Raw genomic sequence first — 18,120 nt, forward strand, 5'->3', positions numbered from 1 at the left:
ACTAAAACGATTCACCATGCAACCCTTGGCATTCCCTTCGACCCTCGAGTCTTAGACGCGACAAATGGTTTTAAAGAGCCTGGTGCCGCTTATTGACGCTACGGATAGCACGTCTTTTAGCCCAACTCCGTAAATTAATCTCGATCCAATACTCCCGGCGAGCAGAGGTGGGGTGTGGGCAGGCGGCGCAGCGCGTCTCGCGGTGCGCCGCCGTCTCTCTCCCCCGCGCGAGCAGGGTGTTGTCGAGTGGTTTTCATCCGGAGGGGACAGACAGACGTCGTGTTTTTCGTTCAACGAAGCGAATCGATTTCGATTAAAAATTGGCCTCGGATTTATGCCGAGAGAAGAGGTGTTGTTCGAGGTGGCAAGGTGAGTGGTTTATGAAAACCACTCGACAATGCGCTGCTCGCGCCTACCCAATAATGTTATTCAACATTATTACCCCACCGTCCGCCGGGCGTGTTCGGCGAACCGATCGCGTGAGGCGTGGTTGGGCATCAGCAGCAGCATCAGCGCCAGGGACCAGACCAGAAAGATGAAGAAAAACGGCGCATCCGCGCCGATCATATACAGCGCCAGCCCGAAGATCGCGATCGACTCGGCCATGGCCCAGCGCACGATGCAATAGGTGAAGTACTGACCCGAGCGTGCCAGGAAGCGCCCCGAAAGCAGGGTGACGACCGACGTGGCCAGGCCGACCATGGCGAATATCCCCAGAATCATGTTTAGGTTGGCGTCTGGATCCAACGGCCCGCTGGAGCTGCGCACCATGATGCCCACCAGGCCATAGATCAAGATCGAGCCGATCAGCGAAAGCCAGATGAGCCAAACCATCGATGCGTTGGGCAGCGGCGCCGGGTTGGGCTGGGGATTTTGCATCACTCCTCCAGATTGTATGAGGCAGCGGACGGCGGCAAGAGCCGCCGGGCATTGTTGACGAACAGATCGTCCGCGTGTTCGCGCACCCAATCCAGCTCGAGCCAGCAGTCGACCTGGTCGGCGTAGCCAAAGGTGATGTTGGGAAAGTCCGAGCCGAACAGCAGCCGATCGCAGACCGGCTCCAGGATCGACGGATCAATGTCCGTAAGTCCCGGGGAGCCGGGAAAGCGCGTGAACGAGACATCGAGGTACAGGCCCGGATAGCGTTGCATCAGCTCCAGGTAATGCGTGGTCTGATTGGCCCCCAGGTGCGCGATTACCGCCCGCAGTCGCGGATGGCGCTCGAGCCTGCGCGCCACCAGTTCCCAGCGCAAAATCGGCGGGGGCTCGGGATACGGCGCGTCGCCGCAGTGCAGCACGCAGGGCAGGCCGCGCTCCTGCAGCAGGTCAAAGGCGCGGTCCAGCCGCTGGTCGTCCACACGGATCTGTTGAACCTCGGCGTGAATCTTCACCCCGCACAGTCGATACTCGTCCAATGCGCGCTGGAGGATCAGCTCGGGTTGCGGATCGTCGGGATGCAACGTGGCGAACCCGCGCACCCCGGCATGTTGCTGCTGCACGTTGCCCATCCAGGCGTTGAGCTGTGCGGCCAGGCCCGGCTTGTGCGCGTAGATCAGCGCCCAGTTCTCCTCAACGCCCCAGCCGCGTAGCAGATCGAGCACCTCGGTCGTGCGATAGGGGTAGTCGATGCGCCAGCCCACGTTGTCGAACCATTGACGGATCGCGCGAAACAGTCGCTCGGGAAACAAGTGGGTGTGAACGTCGACGATCGGCCGCCGTGCCGGTGCGCGCAACAGCCGATCGTCGATGCCTGCGACGCTCATCTGACCAGTGCGTATCCCGCGCTGAGCGCGGCGCTTCCCGCGCTGTTGAGCACCTCGAAGCTCAGCTCGGTGCCGTGCTCGTGCGCTTGGCGGCGCAGCAGACGCACGCGGATTGCGGTCCCCGGCAGCACCATATCGCTGAAGCGGCAGGCCAGCTGTGCCAGGCGTTCGGGCTCGTTTCCGGCCTCGCGCGTAAGCAGCACGGCCGCGGCCATCGCCAGGGTCGCGGTGCCCTGCAAAATTATCCCGGGCAGGCCCACTGCCTTGGCGAATCCCACCGAAGTGTGGATCGGAAATACGATATCCGAACAGCCGTCGTACACGAACGACGCGGCCGGGCTGATTTGTAATTCGTGCTCCCACAGCGCATCGCCGGGCTGGGGAGGATCGGGCAGAGGCGGCAGGTCGTCGCGGCCCGCAGCTTCGCCGTCGCACTGGACCCCGCGGAACGTGGCCCCGCAAAACTCGGTGAACAGCGCAGCGCCCGCCTGGTCGCGGGCGTCGAGCCGCAGCACCACGCGCGTTCCCGAACGCCCGGGCAGCACTGCGGCCACCTCGCCGTTGATGGTCACGCGCGAGCCGGGTTTGATCGGCTGGTGCAAGATCAGATGCTCGCTGGAGTGGACCATGGTCATCACCACCTCGGGCTGCAAGCGGTCGCCCAGGCTGGTTTGAATCCCCTGGATCATCGGCCAGGTCAGGGCCACGGCGAACATCGGCGGCGCGACCATGCCCTGCGGATGAGTGTCGTCCAGATAGCGCGGGTTGAGATCGCCCGCCCCCGCCGCGTAGTTGGTGGTGGCGCGCCAGTCGATGTCCACGCTGTGCTCGTCAAGGGCCGCGCCCCAAAGCTCGGTGCTGATCTTCATCTTGATTCCCCCAGGCCCTTACTATTAATCAAGCTCGTAGCATCGGCAAGATCCACATCACCGGCTCAAAGCCGGGCGCGTTGACGAACGATCGGGAATCATCCAACCTGGGGCCGCATTTGCAACCAGGAGAATCGCCATCGCCGATCCGGCGCGACAAACAGCCATGGCCGTGCTTTCACGCACCGAGCGTCAGCACGCCTACGCCTCGGTGGTGCTCGACGCCCAGTTGCGTAAGCAAAAGCTTTCCAGCTCGGACCGCGCCCTTGCCACGGAGCTGGTCTACGGTTGCCTGCGCCACGCGATCCGTTTGGACGAGACCGCGTTGCGCCTGGCCGACGGCCGCAAGCTCGATCCGTTGAGCCTGCGGCTGCTGCGGCTGGGGCTGTATCAGCTGGCGTTTTTGCGCATTCCCGAACACGCGGCGGTCCACGCCAGCGTGGGCCTGGCCCCGCCCGAGCGTCGCGGGCTGATCAACGCCCTGCTGCGGCGCTTTATCCGCGAGGGCAGACGCCTGGCCGAGCCCGTGCCCGGCGATGGCGCTGCGCGCGGGCTCTCGTTGCTCTACAGCCATCCGTTGTGGATGGTGGAACGGATGCTCGCGCGTTACGACGAGCAGACGGTCGAGCAGGCCCTGGACGCGCTCAACGCCAACCTGGGCGTGCATCTGCGCGCGGAGGTCGAGCCCGAGGAGCTGATCGCGGCACTGGCGCGCGAGGGCCATACGGCGCGCGCCGGACGCCTGGCATCGCGCGCGGTGCGGCTTGATCGTTTCTCCTTACTGGGCCGCGACCAGCTGTTCCGCGAGGGGCGCTACACCCCCCAGGACGAGGCGAGCCAGACGGTGATCGAACTGTGCGGTGCGCAGCCGGGCCAAAAGGTGCTCGACCTGTGTGCGGCGCCGGGCAACAAGACCACGGGCCTGGCCCGGGCGGTAGGCCCCGAGGGGCGGGTAACGGCGCTGGACCTGCATCCGACCCGGCTTGGCCGCGTGCCCGAGGAGGCGCGGCGTCTGGGACTGTTCAACATCGAGAGCCGCGTGGCCGACGCCACGAACCGTCGCGAGTTGGACCGCGCGTTGAAAGATCGCGGCGAGTTCGATCTGGTGCTGGTCGACGCGCCGTGTTCAGCCCTGGGCACGTTGGCGCATTCGCCCGAGCTCAAGGCGCGACGCGTTCCGGCTGACATCGAACGCCTGGCCGCGCTACAGCTCGAGCTGCTGCAAAGCGCGGTGGCGCGCACCGCCCATGGCGGCACCCTGGTCTATTCGGTGTGCACCCTGACTCCCGAGGAGAACGCGGGCGTGGTGGCCAAATTGCTCGAGGCCTGCCCCGAGCTCGAGCCCCAGGCGTTTGACGCGCTTGGGACGGATTGGGATAAGATCAAGTCCGCGCCCCACGAGGTCGAGATCCTGCCGCAGCTATTCGGCACCGAGGGATTTTACGTAGCGCGCTTTGTCAGGAGGTGAGATGAAACCGCTAATCGCACCATCGATTCTATCGGCGGATTTCTCCAAGCTCGGCGAGGAGGTCAAGGCGGTAGTCAAAGCCGGCGCCGACTGGATCCACGTCGACGTGATGGACGGCCGCTTCGTACCCAACATCAGCATCGGCCCGCCGGTGGTGCACAGCCTGCGCAAGGTCACGCGCAAACCGCTGGACGTGCACCTGATGATCCTCGAGCCCGAGCGCTACATCGAGGCGTTCGCCAAGGCCGGGGCCGACCTGATTACCGTACACGCCGAGGCCTCGGTGCATCTGCACCGCACGATCCAGCTGATCAAGGCCGAGGGCAAGCTCGCGGGCGTAAGCCTCAATCCATCGACGCCCGTGCAGGCTGTCGAGGCGGTGATCGAGGACTGCGACATGCTGCTGGTGATGACCGTCAACCCGGGATTCGGCGGCCAGAAGTTCATCGAAGGTCAGCTGCCCAAAATCCGCCGACTGGCCCAGATGATCGCCGAGGTCAACAAGCCGATCCGGCTGCAGGTCGACGGCGGAATCAACCCGCAGACCATCGTCGAGGCGCGCCAGGCTGGCGGCGACTGTTTTGTGGCGGGCAACGCGGTTTTCTCGCACAAAAGCTACGCCAATGCGATCAAGGCCCTGCGCGACGGGATCGCCCGAGTGGGATAGACGCTTTACAATCAAATCGCCCTGCTTTATATTTCCCGTTCCTTGAGTCGGGACGTGGCGCAGCCTGGTAGCGCGCTTGCTTCGGGAGCAAGAAGTCGCTGGTTCAAATCCAGTCGTCCCGACCAGTTGAACAGCCCCTTGCACCATTGCGGTCGAGGGGCTGTTTTTCATCTGGCGGGCAAACCGCTGGTAGGCGTGGCCTGCTCGACCACCGAGATCAACCCCGGGCACATGCACCTGGGCTCCTGGCCCAGCGCGTCAAGGACGGCGTGAGCGCGGCCGTCGGCGTTCCGTTCGAGTTCAACGTACCCGCGCCCTGCGACGGCATCGCCATGGGCCATCAGGGGATGCGATTTATCCGCGCCCTGATCGCCGACCTAGTCGAGGTCCACGTGCGCAGCATGCGCTTCGACACCATGGCCGGCGGCATGCCCTGGTGGAAGTACCTCTCCAACCGCTTCCTGACCCTGGCCGAGAACATGCTCACCGGACAGAACCTCTCCGAATGGCACACCGGCTACCGCGCCTACTCGCGCAAGGTGCTCGAAACGGTCCCCTGGGAACGCAACTCCGACGACTTCATCTTCGACTCGCAGTTCCTGATGCAGACGGCCTTTCTCGGATTCAAGATCGCCGAGATCCCGGTGCCCGTGCGCTACTACGACGACTCGAGCTCGATCAACTTCAAACGCAGCGCGACCTACGGCCTGCTCACACTGTACACGGCCCTGCAGTTCGCCCTGGCCTGCACCAAAATCCACCGCGCCAAACTCTTCGAGCCCAAATAGCACGCCCGAGATTTACAAAATCCCGTCCCTAGGGGACGAAATTTAGAATAGCCATCCATGCGCATCTTTTTACTTGACATATTCGCGAATTATGTAAATTATTAATTCGGTTCATTGAAACACAAGACACACTCGGACGGGGGATCGACTTCCTCCGCCTCTACCAGATCTTTCGAAAGGATCTCCGGATATAGACCCCCGATGCTTCAAGAACTCCGGGGTCTAGGGCAGAGCTCCAGGACGATCTTTGGATGGAAGAGTTTCGGAGCAGGGGAGCTTGGAACTCGCCTATACGTGAATCGGATTTGTCCAATTCACGCTGAACCAACACATGTTAAATCCATAATAAAGGGATCAAACTTAATGCTTCTACTAATTTTTTCCATAGTCGTATTAATATCAGGTAAGTTCTATTATACAAAAACATTCGGCTTGAAGGGAGGTATTGCTAGATTTACTGCTATCCTTCTCATTCTACCAGTCCCTGTGTTTTTTAATCAGAACGATATGATAGGACTTCTAATTCAAGTAGCCTGGCTCTTTCTAATGCCTCTGGTTGTTATTCTTGTTCACGGTAATGATCTGGCCAAGGATACCGATCTGTTGATATTACCAAGACATCCTTTTTCAGAAGAATTGGTTGTAAAATATGAACAAGTAAAAAAAACAATTATAATTGGCCTTTTGGGAACCATTGCAGGTTATGCTGTTATTGCCCTAACTCTATATTTGTCAGGTGATAAAATTGAGAATATGAAATTGTATTGGCAAATATTTCTTACGATTGGCTTACTCAGTCTTCTTTCAGCCAATGTGGTTGCAGTTATTAGCGCACGCAAAGCCTGCTCAATTCTCGACGAACCTTTTAAAAGATATGCGATGGGAATTCCGATTCTATCAATATTCATATGGTTTAGCGGCCCACTTATCACAATACGTTTATTGATACCGATTCAAAGAACACTGCGGCAATTTAAACTGCAAACAAGGCAAGGCAATGGATCAGAGTAGTGTTGGCTTCAAGATCATTAAGGAATTTGTGAAGAATCTATTTTACTGGTTGTATTCATGAATGATTGCAATCGTCGTATATTAAGAAAATGCAAAGATGTTCTTTTTTCTGATTGGCGGAGATCAAGTAGGCTACACATTATCGCTTTCTTTTTATTTATCTCCTTGCTGGCTCCTGTATTTTCTGTTTTCGCACTGACAGAAAGCGAGTTTGTCAGTTTTCACTCTGTTCGCGGAGGATTCACGATCGAATTTCCGAAGTCCTGGGAAAGTGAAGAATATAAAATCGCGAATGGAGCAAATTTATTTTCAGTCACTAGTCCTAGCGAGCCATTGAACGATTTATTTTTAGAGAACGTAAACATAGTTATGGTGCCGGGAATCGAATCAAATAATCTTGGAAATGCCAGAGCGAATTCCATTCGCTTATTAGAACAAAAAACATCAAAGTTTCACTTGCTAGAACAAGGAATGTCGAAATTCGGCTTGAATGACGCTTCCTGGTTTGTCCACACCAATGAATTTCAAGGAGAAACAGTTCAAGTACTGAAATTAATTATGTTGATCGGCGACAGAACATACTTCGTTACCTGTACGGCAATTCCCGATACTTTTGAAAGGTTCCGCCCTGTCTTCGACCGAATCATCTCAAGTATTAAATTCGATACTCTTAGGAAAAATATGACGATTCCTGTAGAAACAGAAGTCGTAAGCCAGTCCGACGAGACGAGGTCAATGTTTGAAACGGCGGGGAAATGGGGTGCGATCGCAGGTTTTTTGATGGGCTTTTATTTTTTGGTAAAAAACTTCATCAAGAAAGAAGATCCGTCGCAACAAGGCCAGGAGCATCCGACTCAAAAAACGGCTGTGGTTGACCCTGGAACGCCGGAGAACCAGAAAAAATCGGTGATATTGCCCGCTGAAAAAAAAGTAAATTCTCTCGATCCTGTGCGTGAGGCAAGTACAGGTAGAGAGGAGTTAGAAGGCCGAAGCGCACAGTCCAATGGGAAAACCCAAGAGAGTCGGCACCAATTTATCAAAGACAACCTGTCGAAAATAAACCCGAAACATATCAAAGGCTTTCAAATTCATTGGCTAAATAGTCTCGACAAAATAACTTCGAAGAAATTGAATAATGCCTCTGAATATGGAGTGGTCTTGGAAGACAATGAACAGGCTGTATTGCTGTATGACGATACGGTATTCGGTTCATCCAAAAAAGGGTTCGTTCTTTCAGACGCATGTCTATATTATAACTTGCGCACGGATTTGGGAGAAACTTACGCGAAAGGCAGGATCTTATTAACCGAAATTAACAGTATCGAGATTATAACAAAAGATAAGAGTCGTTACCTTTTTGTAAACGCCGAACAGATTGGCGTGCTAACGGTTATTGATAATGAAAGCGCTAAATCCTTGGGAGGCTATTTCAACTCTCTGCACAGTGCGACGGAGAATAGAGAATATACCAGCGCTGTCGACCCGGAAAACCAAGGCGCTATGGATATGCAAATCACCGATCATCAGAAAGGGAGTGAATGTATGTCCGACCAACCCAAGTCAACACCACCGGCAGATGGAGCCAATCCAGAAGGAACCGAAAACGAAGAAGTTTCTATTGGTTCCACTTTTGCAGGAATTGGAGGGCTTGCAGTGGTCGCTGGAATTGTTCTCTCCATGGCACAAGCGGTGATAGATATCCCTATCAAGGGATCACACTTGGGATACTTGATGATCGGAGGGTTTTTCCTTGCAATCCTTGGCTGGCTGATGAAAATGATTCGCAAAAGTAAATAACTGAGAATCATTGAGTTTCTAATCGCTCACAAAACAAGAGAAATGGCGCGATTAATGAATTCTGCTCTTGGGACAATTCCAGGGACACGATACTTAATTATTGCCAAACATCCTGTTTCTGTTATCTTTTTCCCATGACACGTATAGCGCGAGTGGTGGCCCCCGGGATTCCTCATCATATTACCCAACAGAGTTTTGGGGACACGAAACTTAATTGACTGTTGACGCTATAAAACTATTAGTGCTTATCTACCAGTTACTTTTAACATAATTAAGTATCATGTCCCAAAACTCCCCCAAAATTCCCCTTCGGCAATCACCTGCGCCAGGGCCTTCTCCGCTCGTCGACGGGGCTCGATCAGCCATTAAATTGTGTCGGCCTCGACGCTCATCAGGCGCTCCTCCGCTACCCTGAGAAGCTCTCTGGGCAAATCGATATTCCCGTCCTCGACCTGCTTGCACGAAAATGCCAAAGCCTGCATCGTAGTCTCGACCATCGCCTCGCCTCCTAGTTGAATGAGTCTGCAAACCCATTTTCTCCGAGAAACGGGCGATGGTCACCTCTAACCAGGGCCGACCGCCTGCTCGTACACCACGTCAGTGGACACGACCCTCCTCTAATTTTTGGGGCGCGTTGCGACCCCGTAATCATGTGGGTGGTTACATCGTAACCGACCCGTGGGAGATCAGCCCGCTTTCATGAATACACTTTTTATAGGGCATGGCTGCTGCTGGGTTCCGCAGGACTTATCCGGTGGCGAAGACAGGGAAAGTCCTGAATCGGAGCCCGGCGGCTACGCCCGCCCGCTATGAAGGATTAAGAGCAATCTCCGTAGCGGAGCCCCTTTGTCACATTGTAGGTGTCGCCGTCGTCCCAATCTGCCATGTTGGGTGTCCCCAGATGGTAGGTGAACGTGACTGGCGTCCCTGTTCTCGAGTAGGTCTGAAGCCCGGCTTTTGGCGTCCCGTAGGCGCTGTTGTGCGAGTTCTTCGGACACGTCATGCCCATTGCCCAGCCTCCGTCGCCGACATCCATTTCCCAGATGGCGAAGATGCGATCGTTCGTTGAGGATGTGAAAGTGCCGGTTTGCCCGTTTGTCAACTGTTTACCCGTCGACAGATTATCGAAACTCTCGCAGTGGACATCCGTGCACGTGATTGTGCTGCCTGTTTTGTTAACAACTTTGAAAATTACTCGGTCATCCATGATTCGTCCCCTTATAAATATGATGTTTAGACGCACTTAACGTTATAGTAAATATTTATTACTCCGTCAATTGTTTTTTTTGTGCGTGTAGGTAGCACATAAACTGTCCTGGTCTGTAGCACAAGGTTTGTCCGGTTCATGATCGTTGATGGGAGGGCGGTCATGAGGCGAACGCAGATGCTGCAGGAGATCAGGAAGATGCGTTTTGAGAAAGTTTTGTCGACCTGGACCGAGAGGAAGATCACGCAGGATGAGGCGGCGTTGATGCTGGGCGTCTGTTCCAGGACGTTTCGGCGCTACATCCATCGCTACGAAGACAGCGGAGTCCAAGGGTTGCTCGACAAACGTCTGACCCAGGCCTCGGCCCGCAGAGCGCCGGTGGGGAGTTAGGGGGACACCATCCTTAATTCTAAACAGCCAATTCACAACAAATTCAGCGTGCGAGCGTAGATTCTTCGGCCAAGGGCCTCAGAATGACAAATGGCGTATGATACTAGTCAGATAGAAGTTAGCTGTCATCCTGAGCAAAGCGAAGAATCTACGTTGTAGGGCCGTATTTCACCCGTCATGTAAGATGGCATTTGACACACATCCCCATCTCCTGGTAAAATATAGTGGTGCTCATTGAAAACTAAATCTCGGACGGCGATTGGAAAATTACGCCTGAAGACGTGTAGTAGCCATAATGTTTTGCCGAGTTTTCCATGCGAATATTCAGCACTAGAATCAGCAACTTACAGACCGGCGAAAACTCAACCTATGCGATCAACTAAGCCCTGTCGTACTTGCCCGAAATTGCAGCGGAATCGCGGTTTTTTTCGAAAGATTATCGCATGCGTGCGGTTTCAAGATTACCCTTATTAATCAGCAACTTGCGCGACAGGGGAAAGCAGTATATGAACATCGCATGGAGCCAAATCGCGATTACACTGTAATTACAAGCACTATACGCGCTTCGTAACCTATACGAAATCTGTGATTTGAAATCCCAATTCGCATGCAAGTCCTAAAGTATTTTACCAAGGGTGGGCTGTTAAGCCGTTGATTAGTAGAGACAAAACCGGGTAAAATAGCGAAATCCGGCATGTAAAGTATCACTTGACCTTCGCGTGCGACTGGCCTGAAAAGGCAGCAAAATTTTAGCGGCGGCTAATCGGCCTTGGGCAGTAGGGATTCGTAGTGCACGCCGGTCAGCTCGCAGCTCACGTCCCACAGTCGGGATGCGGTCTGCTCGTCATGGGAGCGCTTGTTGGATTCGACCCGTTTGGGATGGCCCCGCAGCTCGCCGATGCCCTTGGGGCCGTAGTACTCGCCGCCGCGCACCTGCGGCATGGTCGCCGCAAACAGCGAGGGCCAGGCGCCATGCTCCGGGGTCTGGGCCAGGATCGGATTGAAGATCACCGCCAGCCAGTAGTATTTCTGAAGGTTGGTGGAGGCCCATCCAGGGTGGGCGGCCACGGCGATGGTCGGCGCGTCGATCGCCTCGAGCCTGCGCTGAAGTTCGTAAATAAACAGCAGGTTGGCAAGCTTGCTCTGGCCGTAGGCGCTCCATTTGGCGTAGCGTTTGCGCTCCCAGTGCAGGTCGTCGAAATCGACTTTGCCCACGCGGTGGCCGCCGCTGGAGACCGACATTACACGCGAATTGGGCGTGGCCAGCAGCAGCGGCATGAGCAGGCCGTCGAGGGCGAAGTGCCCCAGGTGGTTGGTGCCGATCTGCAACTCAAAGCCATCGGCGGTCTTGCCATAGGGCGGGACCATTACCCCGGCGTTGTTGAGCAACAGGTCCAGCCGCTGGTTATCCTTGACGAATCCGGCTGCGAATGCGCGTACCGACTCGAGGTTCGACAGGTCGAGCTCCGCGAGTTCAACCTGGGCATCGGCATGCTCGGACCTGATCGCGTCCAGCGCCTGTTGGCCCTTTTCCTGGTTGCGGCAGGCAAGCACCACCCGTGCGCCGTGGCCGGCCAATGCCCGCGCGGATTGGAACCCCAGGCCGCTGTTGGCGCCGGTTATCAACGCGGTGCGGCCTTTTTGGGAAGGGATATCAGCGGCAGTCCACTTCATCTTCATGCTCCTTTTACCGCGTCTGTACGCCGACGCGTTGCCAAAGCAGTCTACACTGTGTAGTTAAGAACGACCACAAGGCTGATCTGCGGAGGAGATAAATGCCGCGCTGGTTGATGTTTCTGCTGTTCCTGATAATCGCCGCCGCGATCATGGCCGGGATGCACTTCTACCTCTTTCGCCGACTGGTCGCTGACCCTGCGCTGCCCGCGGGCTGGCACTCTGCGGCCACAGCGTTGCTGATCGTGATGGCGCTCAGCGTGCCGCTTTCGTTCCTGGTGGTGCGCTTTTTAAGCGGTGTCGGCGCCAGGTTCCTGCTCTATCCGATCTACATCTGGCTCGGCGTGCTGTTCCTGACCTTCACCATGCTGCTCGGTCTGGACCTGCTCAAGGTGCTGATTTGGTTCGGCTCGCGTCTGACCGGCTACGGCGCGATGCTCTACGACCCGGCGTACCGGGTGCTGATCGCGCGGCTGTTGGCCGCGGCTGTGGCCGGGATCGTATTGGTGACAGCGATAGTGGCCGTGCACAACGGCCTGAGATCCCCGCAGGTCAAGCGTCTCGAGCTGCGGCTGGACAATCTGCCGCCCGAGTTCGACGGGTTCACCATCGCCCAGCTTAGCGACCTGCACTTAAGCCCGCTGTTGGGCCGCCGATGGCTCGAGGAGGTGGTCGCCGCGACCAACGCGCTTGAGCCCGACCTGGTGGCGATCACCGGCGATTTGGCCGACGGCACGGTGGCCCAACTGGGCAGCGACGCCGAGCCGATCGCCGGGCTCGAGGCGCCCCATGGCGTGTTCTTCGTCACCGGCAATCACGAGTATTTCTTCGACCTGGAGGGCTGGCTGAGCTTCCTGACGCAGCGCGGGGTGCGCGTGCTGCGCAACGAGCGGATCGAGCTGCTACGCGGCGACGCGGCCATCGACTTGGCGGGCGTGGACGACCATGACGGCCGCCATTTGGCAAGCGGACACGGGACCGACCTGGAGCAGGCGCTTGAGGGCCGCGACCCGCAACGCGCCGTTGTGTTGCTGGCCCATCAGCCGCGCGCGATCAAGCAGGCCTCGCAACTCGGGGTCGACCTGGTGCTCAGTGGACATACCCACGGCGGCCAGGTCTGGCCGTTCTACTACGCGGTCTATCTACAGCAGCCCTACATCAGCGGCCTGCACGAGCGCAACGGCACGCAGCTCTACGTAAGTCACGGCACCGGATTTTGGGGGCCGCCGATGCGCCTGGGCACTACTGCGGAGATCACCCTGATCACCCTGCGACAACCCGAGCAACCTTGAGGCATTGCAAAACACGCGCCCGGCTTGGAGCCGGCGGCACGACTCGCGAGCCTCTACACAAAGATCGTTTTAACGACCTTTAGCCCGCACCATTTTTTTAAATCCAGCCCAGGACGCCCATGAACAGGCCGTATCCGATCACGTCAAGGGCCCACATCGCCGCCACCACGGTGATCTGCTTTTTGCGCGATGGCATGTCGTGCACCCAGAACGAGAAGAACATGTACAGCGAGTAGCCGATGATGATGATCAGGAACGGGCAGTACCAGTTCCAATACCAGTACTCCCAGACCAGCGCGCCCCAAAGGTTGAGCACGATTTCAATCGCCACGCACAGCACCGAGTTGAACAGCGCGTAGAATATGCGGTTGTTGATGCCGAGGATCTTCTTGTTTTTATCCGCGGGCAGGACCTTGGCAAAGACCACGCCCATAAAGGCGAACATCAGGCAGATCTCGATGTTGAGCCCCACGGTGATCAGATACGCGCTGTCCCCCGGCGCGGTCCACAGCGCGGAGTGCTGGCTGAAGTGCAGCCACAGGCCGTTGAGCATCTCGATAAAGAACTCCAGGCCGTAAAACGCCAGGCCCGCGAGCACCACGTTGTAGTTCTTGCGCGAGATCTCGTTGAAGTAGATGTAGAAGACCATCACGAGGATCGGCACCAGGTACCATTGGAAATAGAGCGGGCTGCGCAGATTGGCCAGGGCCTGCAACGTGGCGTTGGTAAAGTCCGGCATCATTAACCCCCTTCGGTTCGGGTCGATACGATTGAGGTAGGTTTATTGTATCGCCCGCAGGCGTTGAAAACGAAACTCAAACGGCGCTGTCGAGCCGTTGGAGCAGCCGGGTGAATTGTTCGCTGAAGCGTTGCAGCGGAAGCCGCGTCTGTCCGCGCAACAGTTCGCGCATCTGTTCGACGAAGCGCTGGGCGAGCAGCTCGGATTCGCTACGCACGCGCTCGCGGCTGCGGCGGATTACGAACATCGCGGCCATAATGTAATAGCCGATAAAGCCGATCACCGAGACCTCGACGTTCTCCAGGGTCAGCAGGCCCTCAAAGCCCGGGATCGCGATCAGGCCCCAGGCTCGCAGCATCAGCAGCGCCGGATAGAACAACAGACAGACGAAGAACAGCAGGTAGAGGTAGACCGGCAGGTTGAGCAGCAGGCGTAGCGGCCAGGAGAACAGACGTTTGACCGGCTGGGCTAGGTGATCGTCGAGCAGCTGCTCCAGGTCCTGAAACGCCGCGCCCTGGTCGAGCAGCGGCTCGAGGGCCTCGGGATGCTCCAGGCGCAACGGCTCGAGGGTGCGGCGCTGGGCGCGCTCCAGGCGTTGTTCGAGGGTCTCGCCTCCCCAGCGCAGCAACGGGGCAAGATCGGAGGCCTCGGGCGGACGCTCGTCGTGGCTGCTCTTGCTGCGCAGCCTCAGCGGCCTGCGCGAGCTGATCCAGCGCAGGGCTCCGCTGATTGCCGAGACGCCGGCCAGCGAGCGTCCGGAGAGCGTCCACAGCTCCTCGCGCACGGCCGCCGCCACTCCCGAATGCCGAGCCAGTCGGGCTGACACGGCCTGGAAATAGACGTCGCTGAACTGTTCCTCGAACGCCTCGTCGATCTGCTCGGGGGCCATTGCGCGCGCAAGCTCGCCGCCGATGTCCGGCAGCCGGTAGTGCTCGCGGATGCTGTTCGCGCCGCGGGATAGGGCCTGTTGCCGATTGTGGCGCTGGGCCACGGCCACGTCGTCGGCCGAGAGCTTGCGCAGCAGCTTGCTCTCGAGGCGCTTGAAATCCAGGCCGCGCTCAATGGAGTCGACCAGGTAGATCCGCCCGGCGTTGCCTTGATCCGCGGCGTCGACCCTGCGCTCGATGGTGGCGCGGAAATCGTCGCGCACTTGATCGATGTAATCGCCCAGCTCGTCGGCCTTGGTCAGCACGAACAGGATATGACGCAGGGACATCGCGCCGGACACGCTGTTAAAGGCGTTCCAGTAATCCACGTCCTTGTACTTGGCCGGGCTGGCCAGCAGCACCACGCCATCGGCAGCGCCGGCCCCCAGGGCCCGGGCGACCTGGGCCGCGTGGCTTTGGTAGCGGCTGTCGAAGTCCGGGCTGTCGATCAGGCACAGCCGACGGTGCGCCTCGCTTTGATGGTCGTGAAATCGCACCTTGAGCGGCAGGCCGCTGATGCGCGCCTCGAGCTCGGGACGCGCCGAGTGGTGGATGTAGGCTACGAAGCCGCTGGTCCCCTCGGCCGACTCCGGCGGCTCGGAGCTGACCTGCGTCTGGAGCAGGCTGTTGAGAAAAGTCGATTTGCCCACGTCCTTGCCGCCGAGCAGGAACCAGACCATCAGCTCATCGGCGCGATGGGCCGGGGCGAGCTGTGCGGGCCGGGGCGCGGCCAGCAGCTCGGCGAAAGCCTGGTTGATCTGTTCGAGCTTCTCGATCGGGTCCATCACCTCACCTCGGGCAGGTCGTCGGTCCAACGTTGCAGTTCCAGGGCCGGGGCGCCCAGATCCAGACCGGTGAACGCTTCGGAGTCGAGCATCGCCTCGACCTGAACGCCGAGCAGCTCGCGCAGCTCGCGTTCGAAGGTCTCGCGCAGTTTGCCGGTGCGCAGCTTGCGCATCAGGTCCGCGGTCAGCACGCCGCCGAACCCCAGGGCACTGAGCACTCCGCTGAACGCCAGGGTGCCCAGGGTTCCCACGCTGGGGATGAACAGGTCGACCAGAAAGCCGGTGGAGGCGACGATCGTCACCAACGACCACAGCGGGTCCTTGACCTTGTGCTGCTCCTGAAGCTGGGTCAGCAGCGCCTCGACGTCCTTGCGCGCGTCGAGGTTGACGCGCTGGACCAACTCGTCCAGCGCCGCGTCGAGCGCCTCATAATCGGGCGCGGGGGGCTCGATGGTTTCCCGGCCGTCGGCCAGACGCTGCACGCCGCGTTGCAGGTCCTGGCGGATGCGTGCCAACACCTCGCGGGCGTGACGCTTGAGCGGTGCGGAGTCGAGCAGGTCGACCAGCTCCTGCCGCGGCGGCTCGCTGCCCAGCAGGCTCTTGAGCCGCGACAGGGATGTGCGCCAGGGCGAGAAGACATCCATCCGCCGCAGGAACTCATCGGAGAAAAACGAGCGGCGAAAGCGTCCGGCATCGTTGACCTCGGAGGCTGCGCCGCGTCGCAGTTGATCGCGGGCGCGCTCGCGATCGCGGGCCGTGGTGGCGATCTCCACGGCCAGCTCGGATGCCAGGTTGACCAGCGCCTGCCTAAGCAGCCTGCTTACGCGCGGGTTGGCCTCGGCCACCAGCGGTCCGAAGTCCTCGCGCCTAAATCGCGCGCCGGATTCCAGGTGCGGCAGCGAGGAGACCGCGGCCTCGCTCCAGAAGCTGCGCAGCGAGTCCAGCCGCGCCTGAAACTCGGGCTCGGTGGTGCGCGCGTGGTGGCGGTTGAGCACCACGAACAGCTCGCCGCGCGCCCGTTGCGGATGGAGCGCGCCCAAGGTGCGTTCGATCCGCTCGTGGTCGGCCTGGGCGAACGACTCCTCAGTCACCACCAGGATCACGCGGTCGATCCAGGGCAGCATGCGCAGGGCCACGCTGTGCTCCTGCTGCGATTCAACGGTGCCCACGTCCGGCAGGTCGATCAGCGCGAAGCTTGCCGCGTCCGTGGTGAATACCGGCACGGCCAGAGCCTCGGTCGGCGTTCCGCTCAGATCGATCGCGTCGCCCTCGACCCAGCGCAGCGCTTTGATCGCCGGCCGTAAAAACGAGGGGTCGTCCACAACTTTTGCCAAGCTCGGAGACAGGGCGACGATCGTACCCACGGTCTGGTGCGGGATCGGCGTGACCTTGGAGACCTCGGCTTCGGCGATGCTGTTGAACAGCGTCGATTTGCCGCTGTTGGCACTGCCGAGGATTCCGATTAACGCCGGAGCGTGCGGATGGCGCAGGCGCAGGTCGAGCAGACGGCACAGGCCCAGCAGGATCTCGACCCTTTCGGTGCTGCGTCCCGGCCGTCGCTCGAGCAACTCGCCGAGCAGGCCGTTGCCGCGCTCAACGGCGGCACTCCACAGCGCGTCGAAGTCAGGCTCTTTGCTCATCAAGACATCATACCAAAAGGCAAGCCCGGCGCATCTTCTGTCAAGGACGAGGGGCGCCGGGCTTCAGGGCGAGGGTGTTAGCTCAGGCTGAAAGGATGCTCCATCAGCGGCCCGTGCGGTCTGTCGAATCTCGGCTGTGCGACCTGCGGTTGCGGAGCAGGCAGTCCCAACTCGCCGATGAACGGCAGATCGAACCAGCGGCCCAGGGCCCGCGCCGTGAGCAGCGGGTCGTGGCTTGCCGGGTCGGAGGCTCGGCGCAGGTGCGCGGCCATGGTCTTGACCGCTTCGGGCAGCCAGACCACGGAGCGGTCCATTGACAGTGCGTCGACCAACACGGTGTCGATCGAGCGGCCCACCGCCAGATCCAGGTGCGCGGTGAAGGACTCGAAGTAGTCGAAGATCCGCATGCCCTCGGTCTGTTTGCCCTCTTCGGCGAGGTTGATCATCAGCACTCGCCGCGCCGGGCTCAGGGCAAAGGCCTCGGCGATTCCGGGGATCGTGAACGGCGGGAGCACGCTGGTGTAGAAGCTGCCCGGGCCGACGATGATCAGGTCGGCCGCGGCCAGTGCCTGCACTGCGTGCGGGTTGGCCTGCTGGTTGTTCAGGGCGCCGATTCGGTGCGGTTTGATGCCCGACTGAGCGATGCGCGTCTCGCCGACCACCACCTTGCCGCTTTGGTCGCGGGCCGAGATCGTGCAAGGCGTAAGGCTGGCGGGCAGCACTCTGCCGCGGCAGTCCAGGCAGTCGGCCATGATGTCCGAGACCACCTGCAGGTTTTCGACGTTGTCGAACACGTCGGAGAGGATCATGTTGCCAAACGAGCGTTGGCCCATCGACTCCCAGCTTAGGCGCGATTCAAACAGCTCGGCGATGCCGCGCTGCTGGGCCAGGGCGGTCAGGCAGCGCCGGATGTCGCCCGGCGGCGGCATGTTGTACTTGCGCCGCAGATGTCCCGAACATCCGCCGTCGTCCGAGACAGCCACGATCGCGCTGATCTCGCATTCGAGCATCGTTAGGGCGCGCAGCATGTTTGTCTGGCCGTGCCCGCCGCCGATTGTCACAATTGATTTAGGACGATCCTTTACCACTGCCATGCGATGCCCC

Annotated in this window: 17 protein-coding genes and 1 tRNA gene; 8 read left to right on the top strand and 10 right to left on the bottom strand. The window is 59.0% G+C overall.

The features are described 5' to 3' along the window. Positions 1-438: 438 nt before the first annotated feature. Genes P9M14_18210 through P9M14_18220 form a run of 3 tightly spaced genes read right to left on the bottom strand, consistent with a single transcriptional unit; the run spans position 439 to position 2,632 of the window. Positions 439-879 (bottom strand): hypothetical protein, encoded by a 441-nt coding sequence (locus tag P9M14_18210; protein ID MDP8257685.1) that lies wholly within the window; start codon positions 877-879, stop codon positions 439-441. Then, positions 879-1,763, bottom strand: a complete 885-nt coding sequence (locus tag P9M14_18215) for an amidohydrolase family protein (protein MDP8257686.1) — start codon at positions 1,761-1,763, stop codon at positions 879-881. The genes P9M14_18210 and P9M14_18215 overlap by 1 nt, the downstream gene beginning before the upstream one ends. Then, entirely contained in the window at positions 1,760-2,632 is an 873-nt protein-coding gene (locus tag P9M14_18220) for a MaoC/PaaZ C-terminal domain-containing protein (GenBank protein ID MDP8257687.1), read from the bottom strand. Before P9M14_18220 ends, P9M14_18215 begins: the two co-directional genes overlap by 4 nt. A gap of 139 nt (positions 2,633-2,771) precedes the next feature. Here P9M14_18220 and rsmB point away from each other — a divergent pair, with 139 nt between their 5' ends. The 6 genes from rsmB (at position 2,772) to P9M14_18250 (ending at position 8,363) form a co-directional block, all read left to right on the top strand. Continuing rightward, positions 2,772-4,100 (top strand): 16S rRNA (cytosine(967)-C(5))-methyltransferase RsmB, encoded by a 1,329-nt coding sequence (rsmB, locus tag P9M14_18225; GenBank protein MDP8257688.1) that lies wholly within the window; start codon positions 2,772-2,774, stop codon positions 4,098-4,100. Between the two features lies 1 nt (position 4,101). Beyond that, positions 4,102-4,767, top strand: coding sequence for a ribulose-phosphate 3-epimerase (gene rpe, locus P9M14_18230; GenBank protein MDP8257689.1), 666 nt, complete (start codon positions 4,102-4,104; stop codon positions 4,765-4,767). Positions 4,768-4,815: 48 nt separating this feature from the next. Continuing rightward, positions 4,816-4,892, top strand: a tRNA-Pro gene (locus tag P9M14_18235). A 21-nt stretch (positions 4,893-4,913) separates the two neighbouring features. Beyond that, positions 4,914-5,555, top strand: a complete 642-nt coding sequence (locus P9M14_18240) for a dihydroxy-acid dehydratase (GenBank protein ID MDP8257690.1) — start codon at positions 4,914-4,916, stop codon at positions 5,553-5,555. Between the two features lie 363 nt (positions 5,556-5,918). Beyond that, the gene (locus P9M14_18245; GenBank protein ID MDP8257691.1) at positions 5,919-6,566 is read left to right on the top strand and encodes a hypothetical protein; all 648 of its coding nucleotides are present in this window, start codon (positions 5,919-5,921) and stop codon (positions 6,564-6,566) included. 57 nt (positions 6,567-6,623) lie between these two features. Beyond that, positions 6,624-8,363 (top strand): hypothetical protein, encoded by a 1,740-nt coding sequence (locus P9M14_18250; GenBank protein ID MDP8257692.1) that lies wholly within the window; start codon positions 6,624-6,626, stop codon positions 8,361-8,363. A 365-nt stretch (positions 8,364-8,728) separates the two neighbouring features. Here P9M14_18250 and P9M14_18255 read toward each other — a convergent pair whose 3' ends face one another. Continuing rightward, positions 8,729-8,860 carry a hypothetical protein gene (locus P9M14_18255; GenBank protein MDP8257693.1) on the bottom strand — a complete coding sequence of 44 codons (132 nt, stop codon included), beginning with the start codon at positions 8,858-8,860 and terminating at the stop codon, positions 8,729-8,731. Positions 8,861-9,180: 320 nt separating this feature from the next. Then, positions 9,181-9,570 carry a hypothetical protein gene (locus P9M14_18260; GenBank protein ID MDP8257694.1) on the bottom strand — a complete coding sequence of 130 codons (390 nt, stop codon included), beginning with the start codon at positions 9,568-9,570 and terminating at the stop codon, positions 9,181-9,183. Positions 9,571-9,732: 162 nt separating this feature from the next. Between P9M14_18260 and P9M14_18265 the strand changes: the two genes are divergently transcribed. Next, positions 9,733-9,960, top strand: coding sequence for a helix-turn-helix domain-containing protein (locus P9M14_18265; protein MDP8257695.1), 228 nt, complete (start codon positions 9,733-9,735; stop codon positions 9,958-9,960). Positions 9,961-10,719: 759 nt separating this feature from the next. Here P9M14_18265 and P9M14_18270 read toward each other — a convergent pair. Further along, positions 10,720-11,634, bottom strand: a complete 915-nt coding sequence (locus P9M14_18270; GenBank protein MDP8257696.1) for an oxidoreductase — start codon at positions 11,632-11,634, stop codon at positions 10,720-10,722. 101 nt (positions 11,635-11,735) lie between these two features. Between P9M14_18270 and P9M14_18275 the strand changes: the two genes are divergently transcribed. Then, complete coding sequence (locus P9M14_18275) at positions 11,736-12,926, top strand: metallophosphoesterase (GenBank protein ID MDP8257697.1); 1,191 nt, start codon at positions 11,736-11,738, stop codon at positions 12,924-12,926. A 97-nt stretch (positions 12,927-13,023) separates the two neighbouring features. Here P9M14_18275 and P9M14_18280 read toward each other — a convergent pair whose 3' ends face one another. From P9M14_18280 to P9M14_18295, 4 genes are all read right to left on the bottom strand, one after another. Beyond that, a complete protein-coding gene (locus tag P9M14_18280; protein ID MDP8257698.1) occupies positions 13,024-13,665 on the bottom strand; it encodes a hypothetical protein in 642 nt (213 codons plus the stop codon). 76 nt (positions 13,666-13,741) lie between these two features. Continuing rightward, positions 13,742-15,376 (bottom strand): GTPase domain-containing protein, encoded by a 1,635-nt coding sequence (locus tag P9M14_18285; GenBank protein ID MDP8257699.1) that lies wholly within the window; start codon positions 15,374-15,376, stop codon positions 13,742-13,744. Continuing rightward, on the bottom strand, positions 15,376-17,016 hold the full coding sequence (locus tag P9M14_18290) for a GTPase domain-containing protein (GenBank protein ID MDP8257700.1): 1,641 nt from the start codon (positions 17,014-17,016) through the stop codon (positions 15,376-15,378). Before P9M14_18290 ends, P9M14_18285 begins: the two co-directional genes overlap by 1 nt. Positions 17,017-17,093: 77 nt before the next feature. Then, a complete protein-coding gene (locus P9M14_18295; protein ID MDP8257701.1) occupies positions 17,094-18,110 on the bottom strand; it encodes a YvcK family protein in 1,017 nt (338 codons plus the stop codon). Between the last annotated feature and the right edge of the window lie 10 nt (positions 18,111-18,120).

This window comes from Candidatus Alcyoniella australis, from assembly GCA_030765605.1.
Classification (GTDB): domain Bacteria; phylum Lernaellota; class Lernaellaia; order JAVCCG01; family Alcyoniellaceae; genus Alcyoniella; species Alcyoniella australis.